Here is a 24,923-nt window from a genome sequence, read left to right as displayed (position 1 = left end):
TTTGAGATGCTGAATTCACCGTCCTTAAAGGCCAAAACCGCCCTTCTTGGCAGTGTCGCTTGTCTTGTGTTGGCCAGCCCTTCTGGGGTGCTTGCGCAAGATGGGGAGCCGGACATTTGCGCGGCGCCCTATACCACGCTGCCGGAGGGGTGCGAGCAGGACAATGCCGAGCTGGTCGTGCGCACACCCACCGGCGCCAATACCGAGTTGGAAGGCCGAAAGGTCAACAATGCAGACGGGTTTGTCTTGTCGATCGACGGCGTCCCAATTGACGCCGACCCGCGCATTATTGACACCGTGCGACGCACCGACGTGGCCTTGGAAAAGGCGGACATCCGGGTGCAATTCGATGGGCTTGGCGCAGTGCCACGGCTTGATCTGGGCATTTTGGGCCCGGATCGGGCGCGCAAACCGGGTGAAACTGTCACCTTCCAAAGCCGCCTGAACTACCCCGCCTTCGTCAAACGCGGCGAGATACGGATCATTGACCGCCAAGCCACGGGCGGGCCGCGCCTTGTGGCGCGCGCGCCGATCACACCCGGTGGGCAAGCAAAGCTGACCCTGCCTCAGGGCCGTGATTTGGTCGTCGTGCACCGTGTGTATGACAGCCGTGGGCGCTTTGATGAGACCGCGCCGCTGGTGCTGAGCGAAAAGAACGGACGCGAGTTGGTGGACGGCGTTGAGCAAGGCGTGGACACAACGGCGATAAGGCGCATTCCGGTAAATGGCGGGGCGGTCACCGTGTCGTCGAATTCCGTGCCGCAAGGCGCGCGGGTCAATGCGCTTGGCCAATCCGTGCGTCCCGACGCGAGCGGCAACATGGTGATCCAACGCATTCTGCCGCCGGGCCGCCACGCGATTGATGTGCAAGTGTCGGGAACCGGCCAAAGCTTTACGCGGGACGTTGAGATCCCGCGGTCCGAGGCGTTCAGCGTGGGCATAGCCGAGCTGACATTCGGGTTCCGCGACAGTGATGACCCGCTGGTTGACAGCACTTATGAACGCGGCCGTTTGGCCTTCTACACGAAACGCAAATACGCCAGCGGCCTGACCGTGACGGCGTCTGCGGACACGCGTGAAGAAGACCTGAGCGACCTATTGTCGAATTTCGACGAAAAGGACCCGCGGTCGCTTTTGAACCGGATTGATCCCGATGAAACCTATCCGGTCTTTGGTGACGACTCGACCTCCGTCAATGATGCGCCGACCTCTGGCCGGTTCTTTGTACGGGCTGAGAAAGATGGCAATTTCGCCCAATGGGGCGATTTCCAAGCGCGTCTGAACGGCAATGAGTTTGTTCGCAACGAGCGCAGCCTTTACGGCGCGCAGGGCTATTATGCGACGGAGCAGCAAACGGGGGAGGGCCAACCGACCTTCCAAATTCAAGCCTATGCGGCCAACCCGGATACCTTACCCGGGCGTGACGTGTTCCAGGGCACCGGCGGCTCGCTTTACTTCTTGCAGCGCCAAGATTTGCTGGTCGGATCAGAAACCCTGACGATTGAGGTGCGCGACCGCACCACAGGCCGCGTCATCGAACGCGCGACCCTGCAACCGGGGCGCGACTATGACATCAACTACATTCAGGGCTCCATCATCCTGACCAACCCGCTGAATGATGCCGGGACCAACGGGATTATCAGCACCAACCCCGGCGGGGATGTGCAGTACAATCTTGTGGCTCAGTATGAGTTTTCGCCCACAGCCAGCGATGTGGACGGGTTTTCCTACGGTGGTCGGGCGCAGATGCAAGTCACCGAACAGCTGAGCTTTGGTCTGTCGGCGATCAAGGAAAGCACCGGTACCGCTGACCAACGTGTCGTTGGCGCGGATGTGGTCTACAGCTTCGGTGATCGCAGCTACGCGCGGCTTGACTATGCGCGCAGCTCGGGTCCGGGTTTTGGGTCGTCCTTTTCGACCGATGGCGGTTTGATCATCAACAACACGGCGGCAACCGGCGGCTCTGGTGAGGCGATCAAGGCCGAGATAAAGGCCGATTTCGCCGATCTTGGTTTGGCCACGCCGGGCTTTGTGTCGGCCTATGTTGAGCAACGCGAACAAGGGTTCTCATCCCTCGATTATCAAGTCACGGCCACCACTGGCGACGAAGACCTTTGGGGCTTTGCCGTCGAAGTTGCGCCAAACGAACAGCTGAAGTGGGCCGCGCGTTACGATGACTACAGCAACGCCGTAGGCGACCATAACCGGGAGCTGGCGGTTGAGCTGAGCTATGCACCGACTGAGCGCGTGACCTATAGTTTCGCGGCTGAGCATATCGACAAGCTTACGGGCGCGACCAATGGTGACCGTACCGACGTTGCGGCGCGCGTTGACGTCAAGGCCAATGAGCGGTTGAGCTACTATGTCTTCGCCCAAGGCACGGTTGAAAATAACGGGCTGCGTGACAACAACCGGCTTGGTGTCGGCGGCAGCTACCGGTTCTCCGACAAGTGGAAGGTTGATGCTGAAATCTCAGATGGCAGCTACGGCGTCGGTGGGCGCCTGTTGGCGACCTATGAGAGTGATGCGTCCAATAGCTTCTACTTTGGCTACGAGCTGGACCCGGGTCGTCAGATCGGCAACGGCACCAGCTATGGCAGCGACAAAGGGCAATACATCGTCGGTGGCAAGAAGCAGGTCACCGATCAGCTGAGCTTCTATGCGGAGAACACCTATGACCTGTTTGGCCGCCACAACAGCCTGACCAGCGCTTACGGCGCCGAATACGCTGTCAGCCAGTATCTGAGCTATGATGGCGCGATCAAGCTGGGCCGGGTGCAGGATGACGTGGACGGCGATTTTGACCGCACCGCGCTGTCGTTGGGCGTCAGCTACAAGGATGAACAGCTTTCGGCGCGCGGTAAGGTCGAGTACCGGCATGAGCGCGGTGTTCTGTCGGGCACCAGCCGCGATGCCGACACGTTCCTGCTGGACGTCACGGCGCGCTACAAGATCGACGAAGAGCGCCGCTTGCTGTTCAACTTCGAGTACGCCGATACCAACACGGATCAATCGTCGATCCTTGATGGTCGTCTGACAGATGTGAGCCTGGGCTACGCCTACCGACCTATCGACAATGACAAGCTGAACCTGCTGTTCAAATACCGGTATCTCTACGATCTGTATGGGCAGCGCATCGATGGCACCGATACGCCGGGCGCGCAGCAAAAGAGCCATGTGCTGAGTGTCGACGCGATTTACGATGTGAACCGTCATTGGACCATCGGTGGCAAGTTGGGCGCACGCCTGTCTGAGACATCATCGGGCGCTGGTACGGCCTTTGTCAGCAATGACGCGGTGCTGGGCGTAGTCAATGCGCGCTACCATCTTGTCCACAAATGGGATCTGCTGGTTGAGGGCAGGATGCTTGATTTGACCGATGCAGGGTCGAAGAATTTCGGCCTGCTGGGTGCGGCTTATAAGCATGTCGGCAACAACGCCAAGATCGGGATCGGGTACAACTTTGGCCGCTTCTCCGATGATCTGACGGATGTGACGCTGGACGACAAAGGTATGTTCATCAACCTGATTGCAAAGTTCTGATCGCGACCTCGGTCGCGATCAGACCATCTTGATGGCGTCAGGCTCAACGGCCAGCACGTAGCCTTTGCGCGCGATGTTTTTGATCAACAGCTCGCTCATCATCTGATTGCCCAAATGGTCGCGAAGCCGTTTGATGCGCACAGCGCCTGCGGCCTCGTCGCAATCGGTGAGGGGCTTGCCTGAGATCACGCTTTCAATCTCAATCCCTGACAATATGTCGTCGTCGATCCGGGCTTCCGCAAGCACCGACAGCGTTTCCAATGCGGCCTCGGTCAGTTTGAATTCCATATCGTTGATCTGCACGATCCGTTCGCCGCGATGGACCGTCAGCGCGTTGACCTGAATGCCGGACTTTTCGACCTCCGCCATGCGCCGGGCGAGGCCAACGAGTGAGACCAACGACACCAAGGTTGCGATCAGCAGCGCCGTTGCAAAAACCATCAGCACGAAGATGATGAAGCGGTAGCTGGCCAATGTCTCGGAAAACGCGGTGCCTGATCCTGCGAGGATTTCCAGAAGCTTGATTTCGGCCGGGCCGGTCAGCGTGTCATTCTCAATGAAGAGCTGTTCAACACGTGCGTTGAATGCGTTGGCATCAGGCAAGTTGGCAAAGAGCACCACGGCGGCCACAACGAGGATCAGCACAATCGCCGCGACACCCACCGTGATCACCCGCCCGGGCGTCATCTTAGAAGCGGAGGTAGTAGCGTCCGGCACTGGCTTTCCTTTCCGCAAGTCCCGCATCGTCAAAGACCGATAGCACATTGAGCAACGTCCAGCCCGCTTTGGCAAGGCGCGGCGCAATGGCCTGGGCGGCGCTGGAGGCACTGCCACAGGCGGAGGCCGGCAATTCCATCACCCCGTAATGCAACTGCAAAGGGTCGTCCTTCTTGGCTTTGTAATCGGCGTAGCATCCGGCCTGCGCCGCACCCGCCATTGCGACCCAAATCAGGGCGGCACTTAAATATATACGATGTTTCATAGGGTTGAGATGGGGCAAGTCGCGCGGGTTATTCAATAACAAACTGCCGCAAGCCGGTTTCAGCGTGGCGAAATTGTTTAGCGCGGCGATGGGGCTTCAATTTGGATGTATCCGGTCATCACGGCCGCATCCAAATCGGAGGAACGCGTTATGAAACGCTCATTTATCGCCATTGCACTTAGCACCGCGCTCGCCGCGACATCCCTGACCGCGACGCCTGCCCGCGCCGATGAAGATGTCTTCAAAGTGCTGGGCGGGCTTGTGGTGCTTGGCATTATCGCCAACCAGATTGAGAAAAAGAACGAGCGCAAGCAGGCCGCACGGCAGCGTGCACAAACCAGCAAAATCTACACGCCGCGATACGGTAACACGGTGAAACAGCGCGCCATCAAACGCGCCCCGTCGAGATGTGTGCGTGAACAATGGACCCATCGCGGCACGCGCGAAGTCTACAGTGCCCGCTGCATGCAACGCCACGCCACAGCACAACTGCCACAAGCCTGCCTGCGCCAGAACAAAACCAATAGCGGACCGCGCTATTTCTATACACGCAGATGCCTGTCCGACAACGGATGGCGCCTGTGAACAAGGTCGTCCCCTTTAACGAGTGTAAGAAGTGGGGGGTGACCGCTCAGGTCGCCCCTTTTCTCTTTGCCTTTCCCGGCTGGCCGGTGTTTGAACAAGACATGGCAGGACCAGATTTTTCATTTGAGGCGGCGTTGATCGCAGATGGCGTGACCTGCATTGCTGGCGTTGATGAAGCGGGTCGTGGCCCGTTGTCTGGCCCCGTGGTCGCCGCGGCGGTCGTATTGAACCCAAACGATATTCCCGAAGGGTTGAACGATTCCAAGAAGTTAAGTGCTGCCAAGCGCGAGGCGCTGTTTGACGAGATTCAAGCGCGCGCAAAGTTTTGCATTGCCGAGGCAAGTGTCGAAGAGATCGACGCTCTCAATATCTACCATGCGTCGCATCTGGCGATGTGCCGCGCTGTGGCGGGTATTTCTGGCGTTGGCCATGTGCTGGTCGACGGCAACAAAGTGCCCCGTGACCTAGACCTGCCCGCGACGCCCTTGGTGAAAGGCGACGGGCGCTCGCAAAGCATTGCCGCCGCATCAATACTGGCGAAAGTCTCGCGAGACCGGATCATGTGTGCATTGGCGCAACAATTCCCCGTTTACAATTGGGGCAAAAATATGGGCTACCCCACCAAGGAGCATATGAGTGCATTAGAGCAACACGGGGTCACACCACATCATCGGCGATCCTATAAACCGGTCCACAATATCTTGTGTCGATGATTTTTTCTAACCAATTGAAATTTATAAGTTTTGACTGACGAATCGGTTTGACTCATCTTAGTCCCAACAAATGAACAAGCGCCGCAAAGGCGCAGCATTGGGGCTGATAATGGGAAAGATTTCCAAGGTGACGCATGAGGCGTTGCCGCTGAATACAATATTGGATGGCGACTGCATCGAGGCAATGAACAGCCTCCCAGAGGCCTCTGTAGACCTGATTTTCGCAGACCCGCCCTACAATCTGCAGCTACGCGGCGACCTGCATCGGCCCGACAATTCCAAAGTTGATGCGGTTGACGATGACTGGGACCAATTTGCGAGCTTCAAGAAATACGATCAGTTCACCCAAGCCTGGCTGAAGGCAGCGAAACGGCTTTTGAAGCCAAATGGCGCAATTTGGGTCATTGGATCCTACCACAACATCTTCCGCGTCGGGAATGAACTGCAGAACCAAGGGTTCTGGATGCTGAACGATGTGGTGTGGCGCAAGTCGAACCCGATGCCGAATTTCCGTGGCAAACGCCTGACGAACGCGCATGAAACCCTGATTTGGGCCTCGAAAGCTGAGGGCGCGAAATACACGTTCAATTACGAGGCGCTGAAGGCGTTGAATGAAGGCGTGCAGATGCGATCCGACTGGGTGCTGCCGATTTGTACCGGTCATGAACGCTTGAAAAACGAGATGGGCGAGAAGGCACATCCGACACAAAAACCTGAATCGCTTCTGCACCGTGTGTTGGTGGCGACGACAAACCCCGGCGATGTCGTGCTGGACCCGTTCTTTGGCACGGGCACGACCGGTGCTGTCGCCAAGAAATTGGGCCGTGATTATATCGGGATCGAGCGCGAAAAAGCCTATCGCGACGTCGCCGAGAAGCGCTTGAAAGCGGTGCGCAAATTTGACCGCTCCTCTCTGGAAGTGACGCAATCAAAGCGAGCACAGCCCCGCGTGGCCTTCGGCGTTCTGGTTGAACGTGGCCTGCTGAACCCGGGCGATGAGCTATGGTCGCTCAATCAGCGTCACAAGGCAAAGGTGCGCGCTGACGGGACGTTGATCGCCGACGATGTGAAAGGCTCTATTCATCAGGTTGGTGCGCATTTGGAAGGCGCGCCCAGCTGCAACGGCTGGACCTATTGGGCCTTCAAACGCGATGGCGTTTTGGTGCCAATTGATGTGCTGCGCCAGCAAATCCGTGCGGAATTGCATTGATCTAAAGAATTACACGAGGTTACCGCCCGTGCCTGCGGCTCCGCCCGCGGCACAAAACTTAAGCCCTGCCTGCTCCCCCAAAAGAGCGGTAGGGCTTTTTTTTCCCGCATAGGGCTAGGGTGGCGGCAATCGTTTTTTGGAGCCCTTTCATGACATCTGCCACATGCATCACGCTTGCCTCACGCCCGTCAGGGTCGCCCATCGCTGAGAACTTTGCGCTTGAAACGCGCGAGCTTGCCGCGCCGGGAGACGGAGAATTTCTGGTACGCATCATTTGGCTGTCGCTTGATCCCTATATGCGCGGGCGAATGGATGACGTGAAATCCTATGCCCCGCCGGTGGCGATCGGCGGGGTCATGGAAGGCGGTGCTGTGGGCGAGGTTTTAGTCTCTAACCATAGGGAATTTGCAGTTGGCGACATTGTGACGGGGCAATTTGGCTGGACCAACCATGCGGTGTCAAACGGGGACGGTGCGCGCAAGGTTGATCCATCTGTCGCGCCGATTTCGACGGCAGTCGGCGTGTTGGGCATGCCGGGGATCACGGCCTGGGTCGGGTTAAACGAGATTGCAGCTGCGCAACCGGGTGAAACGATTGTGGTTTCCGCCGCAACCGGGGCTGTGGGCGCCATGGTCGGGCAACTTGCCAAAGCCAAAGGCATGCGCGTGATAGGGGTAGCCGGTGGGCCCGAGAAATGCGCCTTTGCGGTCGAAGAACTTGGCTTTGACGCCTGCTTCGATCACCGGGCCGCCGAAGCGAAAAGCTTGTCTGCCGCCATTCAGAGCAAAGCGCCCGATGGCGTAGACGTCTATTTCGACAATGTGGGCGGCAAGACGTTGGAGGCGGTCTTGACCCGTATGAACACCGGCGGGCGGATCGCAGTATGCGGTGCGATTTCGTGGTATTCGGGACAAGGGATCGCGGAAGCGCAGCCTTTGCCCGCCGTTTGGCGCAACATCCTGACACGGCGCTTGCGGGTGCAGGGGTTCATCATTTTCGACCACTTCCACCTGATGGGGGAGTTTCAGCAAGAGGTCGGGCCGTTGGTGGGCAGCGGCGCCATCAAGGTACGCGAAAGCGTGGCCGAAGGGTTGGAACATGCACCTAAAGCTTTCATGGAAATGCTGAAAGGTGGCAATTTTGGCAAACAATTGGTGAGGGTGGGCCCTGATCCCTAACCCAATTGTGCGGCTGCGCCGCGCGCTATGTTTTCTGCTCTTGGAGAGTTTAACTCTCCGCCGCAGAGGCATCCTCACAGGGTACTTTCAACCAAATGGAGCGGGCTAGCGCGGCATTGGATTGGTTGCTGTTTTGTAGGGCATCCAATCGGTGATGTCGGGGTAGTATTGTTTGCGCCAGGCGCGCACGCGTTTGTTCATGATGCGGCGGAAAACCGGAGGGACCATCGCTGCAAGCGTCATGACCGGATAGCCATAGGGAAGCTGTGGCGCGTCGGTTTCGTCGTAGGTTTGCAGCAGCGGGAAGCGCCGGTCGGGTTTGTAGTGGTGGTCTGAATGGCGCTGAAGATTGATCAAGAGCCAGTTCGACGCCTTTTGTGCGGCATTCCAGCTGTGACGGGGTTTGACGTGTTCGTATTTCCCGTCGCCGAGATGTTCGCGGGTGAGGCCGTAATGCTCAATATAATTGACGAGCTCTAGCTGCCAGATCGCGACAAAGGCTTGGAAGATGAAAAGACCCAGCCCGGCCCAGCCGCCGATGAGCGCCGCCAATACGAGAAAGATGAGTTGCAGCGCAGTGTAGCGCCAGAACGGGTTTTTCAGGTCTGTGGGCTTGGCGCCTTTGCGTGCGAGGAGTTTCGTTTCGGCCTCCCATGCGGTTTGGGGGCAGTCACGCAGCACGCGGAAAAAGAACCGGTGGAAACCTTCATTGTAGCGCGCGGTGACGGGGTCTTTTGGCGTGCCAACATAGCGGTGATGGTTGAGGAGATGTTCGGACCTGAAATGGCTATAGAGGACCGAGGCGAGGAGCAGGTCGGCCAGCCAACGTTCGAGCTTATTGCGCTGATGCATTAACTCATGGCTAAAATTGATGCCGATGACGCCGGTGACGATGCCAATGCCGAAAAACAGCCAGATCACCTCCCGCGTGGAGAGGTGTTCAGCGCTCAGCGCGTAGGCCATCGTGCCGTAGATCGTGATGAGTTGGATGGGCAACCAGAGCATCGTGATCGCGCGGTACCAGAACAGATCAGCATCGCTGGTATTGAGATCAGCATTGTCCGTGTCGAGCCCGACAAACGCATCGAGAATGGAAAACATGCCCCAGCCGTAAAGCGGGATCAGCGCGATGATCCAGCCACCTTGGGTCGCCGCGAGGATGACCAGCGGGATCAGCATCATCGACAGCGCGAAGGGCGCGGCCGTGGTGAATTTGGATACCTGTGCGGGGCTTAGAGTTGTCATGATGCTCTGTTTTACGACGTTTGGCCTAACGTTATGTTAGCCTAGCACTGAATTATGCTCAATTCTGGACAAGCAGAGGCGACGCCGCGTCATAGACTTTGCGCATGACCGTCGGCAGGCTTGCCGGACGGAAGTCATTATGTGCGATGAATTGGCCCAAATTAGGCTCTGTTTCGGCCCAACTGACCATAATTTTCAGCTTGAGATGGAAATGCGTGAAGGTGTGGCGGACCTCCATTCCGGCGTCTTGCCATTCGGCAGTGAGCGGCGGGTTCGGCGCGGGTGCGTCGCCCCAATCGGAGCCGGGCCAGCCAAGCATACCACCCAAAAGCCCCTTTTCGGGGCGGGTTTCCAAAAGCCAGGCGCCATCAGCGCGGCGCGCGACATAGGCGATGCCATGGCGGGTCGGTTTCGCCTTTTTGGGCAGCTTTTTCGGCAATTCAGCCGCGATACCGGCATCGCGGGCAATGCATGGTGCGCGCCACGGGCAGATACCGCAGGCAGGGGAGCGCGGCGTACAAATCGTGGCACCGAGATCCATGACGGCCTGATTGTAATCGCCTTGTCGCGTCGTTGGGGTAAGCTGCGTCGCAAGCTCAGTCAGTGCGGGTTTGGAGGTGGGCAGCGGTACCTCAACAGCGAAGAGCCGGGACATGACACGTTCGACATTGCCATCCACCACCGTGGCTTGTTGGTCAAAGGCGATTGAGGCAATTGCTGCGGATGTATAGGGCCCGATGCCCGGCAGCGTCTGAAGCGCTTCCTGGGTGTTTGGGAACTGGCCAGCGTGATCAGCGGTAATCGTCCGGGCGCATTTCAGAAGGTTCCGCGCGCGTGCGTAGTAGCCAAGCCCGGCCCAAGCGGCCATGACATCAGCGTCCTCGGCCCGTGCGAGGTCTGTGATGTTGGGCCAAAGCGCTATGAACTTGGTGAAATAGTCGCGCACGGCGGCGACGGTGGTCTGCTGCAACATGATTTCCGACAGCCAAACATGATAGGGGTTTGGTACCACACCTGCCTGTTTGTCGGCGGGCCCTATGCGCCAGGGCATCGCGCGTGCGTTGCTGTCGTACCAGGCAAGCAGCTCAAAAGGGTCGGGCAAATCACGCAAAGTTTATAGTTCCGTTATCGCAGTTCAGGTGCTTCACAGCCGGGTCAAAGGTAATGTAGGGATAAGTGAGCGAAAGGACAGCATGGCAGCCAAATCGACATATGCGAAACGCAGCGGCGCGCCAAGACGTGGGCGCGGGTTTGCGGCGATGTCGGGGCTGATCAAAACGCCGGTCAAAACCGCAGGTGAAAAGCGCGGATTTGCAGTGATGCGGCTGTTGACCCATTGGCAGGAAATTGTGGGCAGCGATATCGCCAAGCTCGCGACGCCGGTGAAGATGGGCTATTCGCGCGATGGGTTCGGGGCGACGTTGACCATTCTGGTGACCGGAGCGAATGCGCCGATGGTGCAAATGCAGCTGCCGCAGATCCGAGAGCGGGTAAATGCCTGCTATGGCTATTCGGCGATCAGCCGCGTTGCGATCACGCAGACCGCGCCTGTTGGCTTTCACGAGGGTCGCGCGCGGTTTGAACATGCGCCTACGCCGGAAAAGCCAGCCGTATCTGAAGAAATCAAGCAAGCCTCCGCCGCGCTGTCGGATGGGGTCGAGGATGAGGGTCTACGCCGTGCCATAGACACGCTGGCCCAGAATTTTTTACAGCGCCATGGCGCGCAAGAAGGGAACTAGAATGAACCGCAACACTATTTTGTCAGGGGCGGTGATCCTGGCCGCTGCAATTGGGGGTTTCTTGATACTGGAACGCCCGACCACGCTGGATTTGCCAACGGGTGCTGCGCAGGCGCAAACCGCAGATGACATCGACACCTCCATCGTGCAGGAAATGACGCTGGGCGACGAAGATGCGCCTATCACGATGATCGAATACGCGTCTTATACCTGCCCGCATTGCCAACGGTTCCACAAGGAGGTCTTTCCGCAACTCAAGGCCGACTATATCGACACTGGTAAGGTGCGCTTCATCTACCGCGAGGTCTATTTTGATGGGCCGGGCCTTTGGGCTGGCATGACCGCACGGTGTGGTGGCGAAGAACGCTTCTTTGGGATGGTTGATCTGATCTATGAAAACCAGCGCGACTGGACCCAAGGGGCCCCGGCGCAGATCGCGGCGAACCTCAAGAAGATGGGCAAATTGGCCGGGATGAGCGATGCTCAGCTAGATGCATGTCTGCAAGATGGTGACAAAGCGCGCGCGATGACAGCCGTGTTTCAGGAAAATGCTGAAGCCGACGGTATCCGTGCGACCCCGAGCTTTGTCATTGACGGGGAGTTACAATCCAACATGGCCTATGCCGATTTGAAAGAACTGTTGGACTCCAAGCTCTAAAGCGCATCGAGGAGCGCGTCCAACGCGCTCCAATCTTCGATTTGCAGCCTTACGGGCACGGTCAGGACTTGTGATCTAAAGGACGCGGGCATGCGCACCGCGTCCTTTTCTGTTGTGACCAGTTGCGCGCCAAGCTGCGTGGCCTCTGCCGCCAATCGGGTCAGCAATGCGTCAGATAAGGGTTGGTGATCGTCGAGCGGTTCTTGCTTCACAATATCCGCGCCTAGGCCACGCAAGGTGGCAAAGAACTTCTCCGGCATACCGATACCCGCAAAAGCAAGCGCGTGCAGGCCCTGCCAGTCCATACCGGTCTGTAGCGGGGTTAGTTGGCCAACCAGATGCGGTAGGGCGTCAGGGACATCATGAAGCCCGGCAAAGCGCGCCTGCGCCTTTGGTGTTCCGATGGTTAGCAGCGCGTCGGCACGTGCCAGCCCAACTGCAGACGGTTCGCGCAATGGGCCTGCAGGCAGAACGCAACCATTGCCGAACCCGCGCACCGCATCAGCGACAACAACAGATATATCCTTGTATAGAGACGGGTTTTGGTGCCCATCATCGAGCAGCACGATATCGGCCCCGGCCTCAGCGGCACGGCGCGCGCCCGCTGCACGATCTTTCGCAACCCAAACCGGCGCGAAGGCTGCAATAAGCAAGGGCTCGTCACCGACCTCTGGCGCTTTGTGGGTATTGGGGTCGACCTGAACAGGCCCCTCAAGGCTTCCTCCGTAACCCCTGCTGACAATATGCGGGGTTTTGCCACGTGCAATCAGCCGCTCGGCAAGCGCAATCGTCGTGGGGGTTTTGCCAGTGCCGCCTGCATTAATGTTGCCAATGCAGATGACCGGAGTATCAAGGCGTTGCGGCGTTGCGTTTCGCAACCGCCGCGCGGTGCCGGCGGCGTAAAGCCGGGACAAAGGTGACAATGCCCGGGCCTGCCATCCTTTGGGCTGATACCAAAACGCCGGCGCCTTCACCGCATGGCCTCAACCGCGTCGATCATTTCTGTGATGCGTGCGAATGCGCGTTCCGTCGCGCTCGCCCCGCTTGAGGTGACTTCCCATGCGGCATGCGCCAGTGTTGCAGCCTTATTAGGCTCTAAAAGATCGATCACGGCCTCACCAAGTTCGGACGCGTTGCGCACCAGCTGCGCGCCTGCGGCCTCATCAAGGCGGCTGTAGATTTCGGCCGCATTTTCCGTATGCGGCCCGTGCAATATGGCTGATCCCAGAGCCGCAGGCTCATATGGGTTGTGCCCGCCAATATCGGCAAGCGAGCCCGCAAGAAAAGTCACGGGCGCCAACCGGTACCAAAGCCCCATCTCCCCCATCGTGTCGGCCAGAAAAATCTGAGTGGACGGGTCGGGGTCGCGGCCTTCGGATCTGACGCAGATTTTCCAACCGTCAGCGCGCAGCTTGGTCGCAATTTCAGGCGCACGTTCCGGATGGCGCGGTGCAATGATCAAAAGCAGCCGGTGGGAGGTTTTCAAAGCTATACGATGCGCGGCGGCGGCTGCGTCCTCCTCGCCCGGATGGGTTGACGCCGCTAGCCAAACAGGCCGTGTTTTCAGAATTTCGGCGAGGCGCTGTCGCTCGGCCTCGTCATGGGGCAATGCGCCGCTGGCGGCTTTCAGCGAGCCCGTGACTTCAAGCGTTTCACGCGCGGCTCCAAGGCGCCGCAGTCGAAAAGCGGTTTTCTCATCCTGCACAAATATATGGTCAAAGCACCGCAGCACTGCGCGCGAAATACCCGGTACCCACCGCCAATTCTGATGCGATTTCTGAGACATGCGCGCGTTGAGCAGGAACATAGACGTACCGCGCCGCCGCGTCTCTGAAATAAGCGATGGCCAAAGTTCGCTTTCGGTCCAGATCGCAATATCGGGCTGCCAGTGGTCAAGAAACCGCCGGACATAGCCACGCACATCCAAGGGGACGAACTGATGGATTGTATCGGGCGGCAGTCGCGCTTCCAGCAGATCAGCGGATGTGCGCGTGCCCGTGGTGATCAGGGTGTTGGCGTCGGGGAATTCGTCCTGAATTTGTTCAATCAGGTTCAGAAGCGAGAGGGATTCCCCGACGGACGCTGCATGAAACCACAGCAGCAGCCCGTCCGGGCGCGGCTGCGCGGGGATGCCGCGCCGCTCATCAATGCGGTCTGCATCTTCTTTCCCGCGCGCCAGCCTGTCTTGTAGCTTGCGTTCCGCATAGCCCGACAGCCTGTCGGTGAGCGCAAGATAGATCGCGAGCCCAGGTGAAAGGCCCATCGGCATGGCTTAATCAAGCTCTTCCGTCGGGCTGGCGGCTTCGGCTTCGTCGCGCAGACGGTGAATATGGGCGATGAAATAGCGCATATGGGCATTATCAACCGTCCGCTGAGCGGCTGACTTCCAAGCGTTATATGCGGTTTCGTAGTCGGGAAACATGCCGACAATATCGATATCTTCAACGTCCTTGAAGGCGTTTTTGGTGGGGTCGATCAGCTCGCCGCCGAAGACAAGATGCAGCCGTTGTGCCATATGGGGTCTCCCGTTGTTCTTTGCCGCGACCATAGTGCAATGATCTGCCCCGCGACAGAGGGGACCGGCCCCGGTGAGAAAAAGTTCAGCTGGCGGGACGCAGACGGTCGATGATTTGTGGGTGCAAGGCCTGACCGGATGCCACGCAGCCGTTGGTTTTCGGATGCGGATTGTTGAAGCGCAACTCAGCGCCCGACATATCGGTGCTGACGCCACCGGCCTGACGCACCAAAAGATCCCCCGCCGCGATGTCCCATTCCCAACAGTCGCGCAAGGTCAGCATAGCGTCGAACCGCCCATGCGCCACAAGGCTTAGCCGATAAGCAAGAGAGGGCCGAAAGTGCCGCGCAAGCGGCGGGGTGCCATCTTTCCAAAACTCTGGCTGCAGGTTTGGCTTGGCCGCCAGCACGGTCGCGCCGTCGATGTTTTCCTGCTTTGACGCTTGGATGGGCGTTTCATTCACACGCGAAATATCGTCTTTTGAGGCGGAATAGAGCCTTTCGAGCATCGGAACATAAACCGCTGCGGCGATGACCTTGCCCCGTTCTGCAATCGCGAGGGAATGCGACCATGTCTTCTCCCCCGCTATGAACGCGCGTGTGCCGTCGATCGGGTCGACGATGAACACACGGTCGGCTTTCAGGCGTGTCTGATCATCTTCGGTTTCCTCTGACAACCAGCCATAATCAGGCCGCGCGGCCATCAAATCCGCCTTTAGCATTGCGTCGATTTCCAGATCAGCCTGGGTTACGGGACCTTGGCCGCCGGATTTGTCCCAAACCTCCGGCGTTTGTTTGAAATACCGCTTGGCGATTTCAGCCGCGGCGCGTGCCGCGTCAGCCAATAGTGTCAGGTCGTCATTCACCGGCAAGGATCAATCCTTCAACCGCTAGGCTGGGAACGACGCGGCCCAAATGCGTCCGCGCGTCATTGGCCGGGCGAATGGTTTTCATCATGTCGCGTAAGTTGCCCGCGAGCGTGCATTCATTGACCGGATAGGCGAGCTGCCCGCCTTCAACCCAGAACCCCGACGCCCCGCGCGAATAGTCACCGGTATTGGGGTTGATGGTGGACCCGATCATAGATGTCACGAGCAGCCCAGTGCCCATATCTTGCAACATCTCATCAAGACTTTGTTGGCCCTGCGTTAAGGCCACATTTGTCAGTGACGGCGACGGTGGCCCGCCTGTGCCGCGCGATGCATTTGCGGTGCTGTCCATCCCAAGTTTGCGCGCATTGGCCAAATCCAGCGTCCAGCCTTGCAGAACGCCGTTTTCGATAATTGTGCGCGGCGCGGTTGCCAGCCCTTCACTATCAAACGGGCGGGAGCCCGACACGCGTGCGCGCAGCGGGTCTTCCACCAAATCAAGGCCCGCAGGCAAGACCTGTTCGCCCAGCGCATCTTTGAGCCAGCTCGACCCGCGCGCAATCATTGCGCCATTGGTCGCGCTCAGCAGGTGGCCGATCAGGGATGACGCGATCCGTTCTTCAAAGATCACTGGAAAGGCGCCCGTTTTGGGCTTGCGTGCGCCCGCGCGGGCCACAGTACGTTCGCCTGCGATACGGCCAATAGTTTCAGGGTCCGGCAAGTCGGATTGGTAAATGCGGCTTTCACCGAAGTAGTCGCGTTCCATTCCGGTCCCTTCACCGGTGATCGCCACGCAGGATGTCGACCGGCTGGATCGATGAAACCCGCCGGCAAAGCCATTCGACGTCGCCAAATGAACGCGGCGGCTGCCGTAACCCGCGCTTGCGGCCTGAACCTGTGTGACGCCTTTGATGGCTAAAGCTGCGGCTTCAGCGCGGCGCGCGTCGTCTTCTAGCGTTGCGGCGTCTGGTTCGGGGCTGGGATCGAAAAGATCCAGCCCGTCAGCATTTGTTTTCTTTGAAAGCTGGTTCGCATCGGCCAGCCCGATATAGGGATCTTCCGGCGCCTCGCGGGCCATGAAAACGGCGCGTTCAGCTACCTCTTGCAGTGTATTAGGGTCTATTAGGGATGATGAGACGCAGGCCTGTTGCTGCCCGATGAGCACGCGCAGGCCAACGTCGATACCTTCCGCACGCTCCGCGTGTTCCAGTTTGCCACCCAGCACGTCAATCGAAACAGCTGTGCCATCAATAGCAATGACATCGGCGGCGTCCGCCCCGGCCTTTTTGGCATGCGCGAGCAGAGTTTGAGCGAGGTCGGAAAGGGAAAGCGTCATGGCGGGGCCTTTTACTGCGGTTGCAAGGGAGGTAGTCCCCTAAGCAGGCGCGTGCAAGTCGTGCGCACCAGCTATAGGCTGCGGCAAGTTTCGAAAGTGTGACCGATGATTGAACAGAAGCGCGACGGCGACGTGTTGGTGCTGACGCTGAACCGGCCCGAAAAGGCGAACTCCCTGACGGCGGAAATGTTGCAAGCGTTGGTAGACGCGGTGCGCGGTTTCGACGGCAAAGTGCTTATCCTGACTGGTGCGGGCAAGGTTTTCAGCGCCGGTGCGGATTTGGAGGCAGCCAAAGCTGGACTCGCGACCAGCCCTTTGTGGGAAGACCTGTCAGGCGCAATCGCGGCATTTGACGGGCTCAGCATCGCCGCGCTGAATGGTACGTTGGCGGGTGGCGCCTGCGGTATGGTTTTGGCCTGCGACCTGCGCATCGCGGTGCCGGATGCGAAACTGTTCTACCCTGTGATGAAGCTGGGCTTTTTGCCGCAACCCAGCGATCCACGCCGCATGGCCGCGTTGATAGGCCCTGCTCGCACGAAGTTAATCTTAATGGGCGGGCTGAAGGCTACGGCAGAGGAAGCGCTGTCCTGGGGGCTGTTTGATCGGCTTGTTGCACAGGACGCGTTGATCGACACAGCGCATGAGCTGGCGCGTGATTGCTGTGCGGCGGATGCGCCCCACGTTGCGGCAATCAAGGGGATGATCGGTGCCTAGCGCTTTGGTCATAGGTGCGGGTCCAGCGGGCTTGATGGCCGCGCAGGTCATGGCGCAGGCTGGGTTGGCGGTACGTGTGGTGGACCAAAAACCTTCCGTCGCGCGGAAATTTTTGATGGCAGGTAAGTCGGGCTTGAACCTGACCAAGGACGAAAAAGACGCTGACTTTTTGCGGGCCTATGGCGACAGCGCTGATTGGCTGGCCCCAATGATAGACGCCTTTGGTGTCGCTGAGGTCATGGCATGGGCGGAGGAACTGGAGCAGCCAATCTTCACTGGCAGCACGGGTCGGGTGTTTCCCAAAGCAATGAAGGCCTCGCCCTTACTACGTGCCTGGCTTGCGCGTTTGCAGGATTTGGGCGTTGCCTTTGATACTCGGCTGGTCTGGACCGGGTGGGATGGTGCGGACACGGTGTTTGAACGCGCTGATAGCATCGAAACCATTGCATCAGATGTCACCATTTTCGCACTTGGAGGGGGCAGTTGGGCAAGGTTAGGGTCTGATGGGCACTGGATTGACAAGTTCCACGCGCAAGACGTGCCCGTTGCGCCGTTCCAGCCATCCAACACTGGGCTACGCGTCGCTTGGAGCGCGCATATGGAGCGCCATTTCGGCGCGCCCTTAAAGAATATTGCATTGAAAGCCGGCAATCAGGTTAGCCGAGCTGAGGCTATCATCACAAAGTCAGGGCTGGAAGGCGGGGGCATCTACAGCGTGACATCCGCGCTGCGTGCGAATGCTGAACTGAGCATTGATTTACTGCCTGACCTGTCCGAGCAAAGTGTAGAAAAGCGGCTGACAAAGCCGCGCGGCAAGATGAGCATGGGAACTTACCTGCGCAAGGCGTTGAAGCTTGATCCGGTCAAGATCGGGTTGCTGAACGAGGTCTTGCGCCCCATGCCCACAGGTGCGGGTTTGGCGGCGCAGGTCAAATCGCTGCAAATTCCCTATGATGGGCTTGCGCCGATAGATCAGGCGATCTCGACAACGGGTGGCGTGACGCGTCAGGCCGTCAACGCAGACCTGATGCTGAAAACCCGCAAAGGAACATTCGTTGCTGGGGAAATGCTGGACTGGGACGCCCCAACGGGTGGGTATCTGATCACGGCGTGTCTGGCTACGGGCGCTTGGGCAGGTACGGCTGCGGCGCGGTACGCGCTGCGCTAGGCGGCTTTTTCGCGAGCGGTTTTGTAGGCGTTGCGCGACTTCATACGGTTCAAGTAATCGGACAAAACTGGCTCTGATACGCGGAATTTGGCTGTGATTGCCCAGCCTAGGCAATGGGTCAGGACGATATCAGGCACGGTGATCTCTGCCCCCATCAGGAAGGGTCCGTTGCCCATATCGCGCATCAAGTTGGCTTCCGCGCGCGCAAATTCCCACTTGAGCGTCGGTTTAACGTCTGGGATGCGGTGTTCCTTCGGCAGCACAAAGCTGTGGCGTGCGGCGGACCATAGGCAAGCGTCAAACTCGTCCAAAATACGGTGCAGCATCGCATCCTGTCGCGCGCGCGCCAAACTGCCGGACGGGGCGGTCAGCGCGCCGTGCTTGTCGGCCAGGTAAGTGAGAATTGCTGACGAGATCTGTGAGCGTTGCCTCACCATCAAGCAGCACTGGGATTTTGCCTTGCGGGCTACGGGCCAATACCTCGGCGCTTTGTGGCATAGCTTTGAGATGGGTGTAGTCTTGGCCGAGTTCCTCTAGCATCCAAAGGACGCGGAAAGCACGGCTGTTGAGTGTTCCGATGACGGTGTACATGTCAGCTCCTTGCCATCATGGCCAGACGGATCAGCGCGCGTTCCATCACCGCCATTTGCGGCACGGGCTGAGCGGATCGAAGTTGTAAATCAGTATCCACGAGAAGTCGTAGAGCCTGTTCCAGCTTAATTGCCCCCCATCCGCGTGCCTGACGCGCCAAACGGTCTTTGCGCATATAGGGCACAGGCGGGCGCGCGCGGGCGAGGCCTGCCTCCGGACCACTGGGGTCTGAGGCGGCGGAATAGAGCTTACGAAAATGCTGGTTCGCGCCGATGCACAGTCGCACGGGTTGAACGCCTTGCCCTTCCAGCTTCGTCAGGATCGGGCCAATTTCTGCAAAGCGCCCTTCCGCCACGATATCGAGTGCGTCATCGAGCCCGGCCTCTGTGATTACGGGCGCGCAGTTGCTTACATCTTCTGCGCCAACCGGGGTCGTGTCACCGTGTTTGTAGAGGCTCAGCTTTTCAACGGTCTGTCGGAAATCGCCCGGATCAAGCACGCGGCCAAGGTCAACTAGGTCGGACATGGCCTCCGAGCTGATCTCAACCACACCGGCTTTTCGCAACGTCTCCTCGATCTCATCGCGACCGGGCGGGTCATTGTAGATCGCAGCGGCATAGGCGTTGTTATGCGCCTCAAACAGCTTGCGAAGCTTGGAGGTCGGTTTGAGCTGCCCGGCAGTGATCACGATAAAGGCATCGCCGTCGCGCCATTCAGCCATGGCGGCTTCAATGGCTTTGATTGCGGTGTCGTTTGCCTCTTCAACAAAGGCGACACGCTGTCCGGGGAAGAAACCTTGCGCGGTGATCGCGTCCAACAGCATCGACGGCTCTTTGCGCAGTTCGGCGCCAGACATGCGGGTCAGACGCATTTCCTCATCGCCATTTGGACCGACCAGTGCTGTGATCACATCCTGACGCTTGAGCGCGACGCGCATCGCATCGGGGCCATAAATCAGTAAACCGGCCCGTTTAGGGTCTGGTTTAGCGAAGAAACCGCGCGCGTCGCGTGCGTTCAGCTTCATCCTAAAGCGGCCCTGCGAGGAGCAGTTTGGAGACAATCCTGTCGGCCAAGGCGGTCATCAAACGCGCGCGTGCGTCACGTGCTGCCGACAAGGTCGCAACGGGTTGCTGTGATGCGGAATAGGCGGTGAACGTGCTGACGCTATCGCTAAGCACCGGCGTGTTCGTCGCGATTTCGCGCAAAACGAAATCCGCTTCGCCAATCACGTTATAGCGCTCGATGTCGTTCGAGCCTGTGATCGCCAGACCTTCTTCCGCGATATCGAGCCGCACGGTGAGCCCGTATCGCGGATCAACGCTGCGCCCAAGCCGCAGTTCCAACTGCTCGTTCAACTGGAACAAATTGCGCGTGTCGGGCGTATCCAGCTTAATGGCGCCACGCAGATTGGACGCAGAGCCCCGTTCGCCATAGACAGGTTCAAACCCGCAGGCCGGAAGGGCTGCGAGACCAAGCAGAATTGTGCGTCTAGATAACGACATTGATAATGCGCCCCGGCACTACGATCAGCTTTTTGGGCGTGCCGCCGTCTAAAGCCTTGATCACAGCTTGATCGGCGAGGGCCAGCTTTTCAACCTCTTCCTTCGGCAGATCAGCGGGCACCTGAATTTCTGAGCGGCGTTTGCCGTTGATCTGGATTGGCAGCGTGACCGTGTCTTCTTTCAGCAGGCTTTCATCGGCGACAGGCCAAGGCGCTTGTGCAATCAGGCCATCATGACCGAGATGCTGCCAGATCTCTTCGCTAAGATGCGGGGTCATAGGGGACATCAGCTGAGCAAGCGCACTTACCGCTTTGCGTTTGGCGCCGGGCCCGGCTTTCGACTTTTGGATCGCATTTGCGAATTCATAGAGCTTGGCCACGGATTTGTTGAAGCCGAAGGTCTCAATCCCGATTGTGACCTCGTGGATCGCCTTTGCTGTTTCGCGTTCCAGCGCCTCATCTGTGTCGTCGCCGTTCTCAAGATCTGCCGCCAGCCGCCAGACCCGGCCAAGGAATTTCCATGCGGCCTCAGCACCCGATGCGGTCCATTCGACGTCCCGCTCGGGGGGAATCGCTCAGCACGAACCAGCGAGCAGTGTCGGCGCCATATTGGTCGATGATATCGACCGGATCGACGACGTTCTTCTTGGATTTCGACATTTTGGCCGACGGGATCACCTCAACCGGCTCACCCGTGGCGCGCAATGTGGCGTTTGCTTCATCGACATCTTCGGGCAGGTGGTAGACGGCGCGGCCTTTGTCGTCGCGGGTTTGGTAGATTGCGTGTGTCACCATGCCTTGGGTGAAGAGCGCGTCGAACGGTTCTTCCGTGCCTTGGGGCAAGTGGCCGGTTTTGCCCATCGCGCGGGCAAAGAAGCGTGAATAAAGCAGGTGCAGGATAGCGTGCTCAATGCCGCCAATATACTGATCGACATTCATCCAATAGTCGGCGTCATCAATATCGGTTGGTGTTTCCGCACGGGGCGCGGTGAAGCGGGCGAAGTACCACGAGCTGTCAACGAACGTATCCATCGTGTCGGTTTCGCGCTTGGCCGGCTCGCCGCATTTAGGGCATGGCGTGTCACGCCATGTCGGGTGGCGGTCCAAAGGGTTGCCCGGAATGTCAAAAGACACATCGTCGGGCAAGACAATCGGCAGGTTCTCCTTCTTCTCAGGTTCCACGCCGCAAGTGTCGCAATGAACGACCGGGATCGGGCAGCCCCAATAACGCTGCCGCGACAAGCCCCAGTCGCGCAGACGGAACTTGGTTTGCCCGGTGCCAAGGCCCTTCGCCTCGAAATAGTCAATTGTGGCGTCGATACCCTCTTGGCTTGTTGCTTCCGTCAGGCCGGCAAAATGGTCGATATAGACGACATTCTCAGACTTGGTGGGAACCAAAGCTTCATCCGCGACTTCGGTTTCGTCACCGGGCATGTAAAACGCGTTTTGAACCTTCAGGCCGTATTTCCGCGCGAAATCAAGATCTCGCTGGTCATGTGCGGGGCAGCCAAAGACCGCGCCCGTGCCGTAATCCATCAACACGAAATTGCCGACCCATACGGGCAGCTCAACGCCGTCATAGATCGGGTGCTTGACCGTCAGCCCGGTATTGATGCCTTTCTTCTCGGCCTTTTCCATCGCGGCCTCGGTCGTATCCATCTTGCGGCATTCGTCGATGAAAGCCGTCAGCTCAGGGTTCTCTTCGGCCAAAGCGCGAGACACGGGGTGTTCGGGTGAGATTGCGATAAAGCTTGCGCCGCGCATCGTGTCGGGCCGGGTCGAGTAGCAATTGATCGCCGCCTCACCATCCATGCGGTGGAACGGGATTTCAATGCCGCGCGATTTACCAATCCAATTGGATTGCATCAGCTTGACCTTGGCGGGCCAATTGTCGAGCCCGTCAATGGCCTGCAAAAGCTCATCCGCCATGGACGAGATGTTGAAGAACCATTGCGTCAGCTCGCGGCGCTCGACCGGCGCGTCGGAGCGCCAGCCTTTGCCATCGATCACCTGCTCATTGGCCAGCACGGTCATATCGACCGGGTCCCAGTTCACCATCGCATTTTTGCGGTAAACCAGATCGGCATCGAGCATATCTAGGAACAAGGCCTGCTGTTGCCCGTAATATTCCGGATCACAGGTCGCAAATTCGCGGGTCCAGTCAATTGACAGGCCCAACGGCTTCATCTGGCCCCGCATCGCCGCGATATTGTCATAGGTCCAGGTTTTGGGGTGGCCACCAATGGCCATAGCTGCGTTTTCGGCAGGCATCCCAAACGCGTCCCACCCCATCGGATGCAGCACCGAAAAGCCGCAGGAGGATTTGTAGCGCGCGATCACATCGCCCATCGTATAGTTGCGCACATGCCCGATATGGATGCGACCTGATGGGTAGGGGAACATCTCAAGCACATAGTATTTTGGCTTGGATGGGTCGCGTTTGGCGAGGAAGGCCTCAGCCTCGTCCCAAGCTTTTTGCCATTTGGGTTCGACGGTGCGGGCGTTATAGCGGGACATATTGTTTCCTCGGGGAACGAAAAAGGCCGGGCGAATAGGCCCGGCGCTTTACTATGGTGTGTTGGTCGCGGGGTCTAGAGTTTCGTATCGCGAATACGTAGCTGGCGCGCCCGGGTCAGAATGGCATCCTCAATGGCGCGGACGGTTTCCGCGCTGACTGCGGATCCATTCTGGCCTTGCAACGCGACACGCAGCGAACGGGCATCAAGCGCCGGGTCAGTGATATAGACGGTTGCGCGATACGCACGGCTGCCACCTTGCGGACGTCCATAACCCGTAGAGATCGTGCCAGTGAACGGGTCAGCGCGCTGCACAGGCATGAAATTCAGCACATCCAGCGACGCGTTCCAGAGGTACTTGTTGACGCGAAGGGTGACATTCGGATCGTCACGATTGCCGAAGAGGTCAAAGATGGAATCGCCTCGCTCCGCTGCGGCTTGGCGGGCGGGGCTGTCGAATGTCCGCGGGAATTCTTCGCCTTTTTCGCCGCGATCCTGGCCACTTCCGCCACCGCTGAACGGCCCACTGAAATTTGAGCCGCCACATGCAGCAAGCGTCAAAACGCAAGCAACAGCGCTTAGGTTCTTGAGTGTTTTCGCAACTGGCATCGTGCCCCTACCCTTTATATATAGGCTTGTGCTTGTCTTATCGGACCTCAGGCGGCGTCACAAGAAATATGTGTTGCGTTATCTACGGGCATGCGTCGTTTGACGTGTGTGGCAAAGGCGCACCAGTTGAGGCGTGAGATATAACAGGCCGCTCAGAGAAACTTGCAAACGCGATGGGATGGGCAGAAATAGGGGACAGCTCAATTCAGATTCCTGTATTGAGGTGCACTAATAACAACCTTCGAGGGAAAACGATGAAAAAAGTTCTCTTCGCATCCACTGCATTGGTAGCCTTCTCTGGCGCCGCAGTTGCTGATGTATCCCTGTCCGGCCGCGCCGAGATGGGTATCTTTGACCAAGGCATCGCCGGTCGTTCCACAGAATTCTTCACAGACATCGACGCGACATTTACCATGACTGGTGAAACTGACGGTGGCCTTGAGTTCGGTGCGTCTGTAGACATCGACGAAGCTGGTGACGCTTCCATTGCTGGTGGTGTTGCAGTTAACAACCAAGCAACCAACAACAACACTGACGACGGTGGCGCGACCATCTTCATCAAAGGTGGTTTTGGTACAGTCACAATGGGTGACACAGACGGCGCTCTGGACTGGGCACTGACTGAAGCTGGTAACGTTGGCAACCCAGGCTCCCTGGCTGACGACGAAACTGCGCACGCTGGTTACGTTGGCTCCTACCTGGACGGTTCCGCTGACGGCCAAATCCTGCGTTACGACTACTCGTTCGGCGATTTCGGCTTTGCTGTATCGATCGACGATGACAACGGCACTGGCGAAGTTGGCTACGCTGTTGGTTTCAAATACAACGTAGACTTGGGCGGCACAACAATCGCTCTGGGCCTTGGCCACCAAGAAGGCGGTCTTCTGGCAACTGGTACACAAGCTGAAGCAACCGGTATCTCCGCGACAGCAACACTCGCAGGCGGCTTGTCCGTTGGCGTTGTTTACGCTGACTGGGATGACAACGACGGCTTGGCAAACGGTGGCGCGGACAACAACCTGGGTGTGGGTATTGGTTACTCCTCCGGCGCGTTCTCTGTACACGCAAACTACGGCGAAGTTGAGTTCGACGACGGCACCGACGCAGATGGCTTCGGTATCGCAGCAGCTTACGACCTGGGCGGCGGTGCAGTTGTGCACTTCGGCTACGGCGACGGCGAAAACGCAGCAGGCGTTTCCACCGACACATTCTCGCTGGGTCTTGGCCTGAGCTTCTAAGCTTAGCCTTCCTA

General features: G+C 58.4%; 22 protein-coding genes and 2 pseudogenes. 10 read left to right on the top strand and 14 right to left on the bottom strand.

From position 1 onward, the window contains the following. The first annotated feature begins 6 nt into the window (after positions 1–6). Positions 7–3,543, top strand: a complete 3,537-nt coding sequence (locus tag ACZ1G7_RS11915) for a hypothetical protein (RefSeq protein ID WP_472659613.1) — start codon at positions 7–9, stop codon at positions 3,541–3,543. 18 nt (positions 3,544–3,561) lie between these two features. Here ACZ1G7_RS11915 and ACZ1G7_RS11910 read toward each other — a convergent pair whose 3' ends face one another. Both ACZ1G7_RS11910 and ACZ1G7_RS11905 read right to left on the bottom strand, forming a co-directional pair. Further along, positions 3,562–4,260: a winged helix-turn-helix domain-containing protein gene (locus ACZ1G7_RS11910; protein ID WP_472659612.1), complete on the bottom strand. Its 699-nt coding sequence runs from the start codon at positions 4,258–4,260 to the stop codon at positions 3,562–3,564. Then, the gene (locus ACZ1G7_RS11905; RefSeq protein ID WP_472659611.1) at positions 4,232–4,525 is read right to left on the bottom strand and encodes a hypothetical protein; all 294 of its coding nucleotides are present in this window, start codon (positions 4,523–4,525) and stop codon (positions 4,232–4,234) included. Before ACZ1G7_RS11905 ends, ACZ1G7_RS11910 begins: the two co-directional genes overlap by 29 nt. 150 nt (positions 4,526–4,675) lie before the next feature. Here ACZ1G7_RS11905 and ACZ1G7_RS11900 point away from each other — a divergent pair, with 150 nt between their 5' ends. From ACZ1G7_RS11900 to ACZ1G7_RS11885, 4 genes are all read left to right on the top strand, one after another. Next, positions 4,676–5,110 carry a hypothetical protein gene (locus ACZ1G7_RS11900; RefSeq protein ID WP_472659610.1) on the top strand — a complete coding sequence of 145 codons (435 nt, stop codon included), beginning with the start codon at positions 4,676–4,678 and terminating at the stop codon, positions 5,108–5,110. A 101-nt stretch (positions 5,111–5,211) separates the two neighbouring features. Beyond that, a complete protein-coding gene (locus ACZ1G7_RS11895; protein WP_472663723.1) occupies positions 5,212–5,823 on the top strand; it encodes a ribonuclease HII in 612 nt (203 codons plus the stop codon). A gap of 109 nt (positions 5,824–5,932) precedes the next feature. Further along, positions 5,933–7,033 (top strand): DNA methyltransferase, encoded by a 1,101-nt coding sequence (locus ACZ1G7_RS11890; RefSeq protein ID WP_472659609.1) that lies wholly within the window; start codon positions 5,933–5,935, stop codon positions 7,031–7,033. A gap of 149 nt (positions 7,034–7,182) precedes the next feature. Next, entirely contained in the window at positions 7,183–8,211 is a 1,029-nt protein-coding gene (locus tag ACZ1G7_RS11885; RefSeq protein ID WP_472659608.1) for an NADP-dependent oxidoreductase, read from the top strand. A 105-nt stretch (positions 8,212–8,316) separates the two neighbouring features. Here ACZ1G7_RS11885 and ACZ1G7_RS11880 read toward each other — a convergent pair whose 3' ends face one another. Both ACZ1G7_RS11880 and mutY read right to left on the bottom strand, forming a co-directional pair. Beyond that, on the bottom strand, positions 8,317–9,456 hold the full coding sequence (locus ACZ1G7_RS11880; protein WP_472659607.1) for an alkane 1-monooxygenase: 1,140 nt from the start codon (positions 9,454–9,456) through the stop codon (positions 8,317–8,319). A gap of 58 nt (positions 9,457–9,514) precedes the next feature. Continuing rightward, a complete protein-coding gene (mutY, locus tag ACZ1G7_RS11875; RefSeq protein WP_472659606.1) occupies positions 9,515–10,567 on the bottom strand; it encodes an A/G-specific adenine glycosylase in 1,053 nt (350 codons plus the stop codon). Between the two features lie 82 nt (positions 10,568–10,649). Between mutY and ACZ1G7_RS11870 the strand changes: the two genes are divergently transcribed. Together ACZ1G7_RS11870 and ACZ1G7_RS11865 are read left to right on the top strand one after the other, a co-directional pair. Next, the gene (locus ACZ1G7_RS11870) at positions 10,650–11,195 is read left to right on the top strand and encodes a DUF721 domain-containing protein (RefSeq protein ID WP_472659605.1); all 546 of its coding nucleotides are present in this window, start codon (positions 10,650–10,652) and stop codon (positions 11,193–11,195) included. Between the two features lies 1 nt (position 11,196). Continuing rightward, positions 11,197–11,853 carry a DsbA family protein gene (locus ACZ1G7_RS11865; RefSeq protein WP_472659604.1) on the top strand — a complete coding sequence of 219 codons (657 nt, stop codon included), beginning with the start codon at positions 11,197–11,199 and terminating at the stop codon, positions 11,851–11,853. On the opposite strand, the gene lpxK is transcribed toward ACZ1G7_RS11865, so the two are convergent. The 5 genes from lpxK to ACZ1G7_RS11840 all read right to left on the bottom strand — a co-directional run bounded on the left by lpxK (position 11,850) and on the right by ACZ1G7_RS11840 (position 16,572). Continuing rightward, complete coding sequence (gene lpxK, locus ACZ1G7_RS11860) at positions 11,850–12,827, bottom strand: tetraacyldisaccharide 4'-kinase (protein WP_472659603.1); 978 nt, start codon at positions 12,825–12,827, stop codon at positions 11,850–11,852. The two genes, ACZ1G7_RS11865 and lpxK, sit on opposite strands and share 4 nt — an antisense overlap. Continuing rightward, positions 12,824–14,116 (bottom strand): 3-deoxy-D-manno-octulosonic acid transferase, encoded by a 1,293-nt coding sequence (locus ACZ1G7_RS11855; protein WP_472659602.1) that lies wholly within the window; start codon positions 14,114–14,116, stop codon positions 12,824–12,826. Before ACZ1G7_RS11855 ends, lpxK begins: the two co-directional genes overlap by 4 nt. Positions 14,117–14,125: 9 nt before the next feature. Further along, entirely contained in the window at positions 14,126–14,368 is a 243-nt protein-coding gene (locus ACZ1G7_RS11850; RefSeq protein WP_472659601.1) for a DUF4170 domain-containing protein, read from the bottom strand. A gap of 85 nt (positions 14,369–14,453) precedes the next feature. After that, positions 14,454–15,233 carry an inositol monophosphatase family protein gene (locus ACZ1G7_RS11845; protein WP_472663722.1) on the bottom strand — a complete coding sequence of 260 codons (780 nt, stop codon included), beginning with the start codon at positions 15,231–15,233 and terminating at the stop codon, positions 14,454–14,456. After that, on the bottom strand, positions 15,226–16,572 hold the full coding sequence (locus tag ACZ1G7_RS11840) for a TldD/PmbA family protein (protein WP_472659600.1): 1,347 nt from the start codon (positions 16,570–16,572) through the stop codon (positions 15,226–15,228). The genes ACZ1G7_RS11845 and ACZ1G7_RS11840 overlap by 8 nt, the downstream gene beginning before the upstream one ends. 105 nt (positions 16,573–16,677) lie before the next feature. Between ACZ1G7_RS11840 and ACZ1G7_RS11835 the strand changes: the two genes are divergently transcribed. Beyond that, the gene (locus ACZ1G7_RS11835; protein ID WP_472659599.1) at positions 16,678–17,286 is read left to right on the top strand and encodes an enoyl-CoA hydratase/isomerase family protein; all 609 of its coding nucleotides are present in this window, start codon (positions 16,678–16,680) and stop codon (positions 17,284–17,286) included. Continuing rightward, the gene (locus ACZ1G7_RS11830; RefSeq protein WP_472659598.1) at positions 17,279–18,454 is read left to right on the top strand and encodes an FAD-dependent monooxygenase; all 1,176 of its coding nucleotides are present in this window, start codon (positions 17,279–17,281) and stop codon (positions 18,452–18,454) included. Before ACZ1G7_RS11835 ends, ACZ1G7_RS11830 begins: the two co-directional genes overlap by 8 nt. On the opposite strand, the pseudogene ACZ1G7_RS11825 reads toward ACZ1G7_RS11830, so the two are convergent. From ACZ1G7_RS11825 to ACZ1G7_RS11805, 5 genes and pseudogenes are all read right to left on the bottom strand, one after another. Next, positions 18,451–19,045, bottom strand: a pseudogene (locus tag ACZ1G7_RS11825) (glutathione S-transferase family protein). The gene ACZ1G7_RS11830 and the pseudogene ACZ1G7_RS11825 overlap by 4 nt on opposite strands. Position 19,046: 1 nt before the next feature. Then, positions 19,047–20,069 carry a DNA polymerase III subunit delta gene (gene holA / locus ACZ1G7_RS11820; RefSeq protein ID WP_472659597.1) on the bottom strand — a complete coding sequence of 341 codons (1,023 nt, stop codon included), beginning with the start codon at positions 20,067–20,069 and terminating at the stop codon, positions 19,047–19,049. A gap of 1 nt (position 20,070) precedes the next feature. After that, positions 20,071–20,547, bottom strand: a complete 477-nt coding sequence (locus tag ACZ1G7_RS11815) for an LPS assembly lipoprotein LptE (RefSeq protein WP_472659596.1) — start codon at positions 20,545–20,547, stop codon at positions 20,071–20,073. Beyond that, positions 20,534–23,063: pseudogene (gene leuS, locus ACZ1G7_RS11810) on the bottom strand (leucine--tRNA ligase). The gene ACZ1G7_RS11815 and the pseudogene leuS overlap by 14 nt, the downstream one beginning before the upstream one ends. Positions 23,064–23,137: 74 nt before the next feature. Further along, positions 23,138–23,671 (bottom strand): DUF3576 domain-containing protein, encoded by a 534-nt coding sequence (locus ACZ1G7_RS11805; protein WP_472659595.1) that lies wholly within the window; start codon positions 23,669–23,671, stop codon positions 23,138–23,140. A 254-nt stretch (positions 23,672–23,925) separates the two neighbouring features. On the opposite strand from ACZ1G7_RS11805, the gene ACZ1G7_RS11800 reads away from it, so the two are divergent. Further along, positions 23,926–24,909, top strand: coding sequence for a porin (locus tag ACZ1G7_RS11800; protein ID WP_472659594.1), 984 nt, complete (start codon positions 23,926–23,928; stop codon positions 24,907–24,909). Positions 24,910–24,923 lie beyond the last annotated feature (14 nt).

The sequence above is a fragment of the Litoreibacter sp. JB4-2 genome (assembly GCF_055693445.1).
The sequence above is the reverse complement of the archived record's forward strand: the minus strand, read 5'-3'. Positions and strand labels throughout refer to the sequence as shown.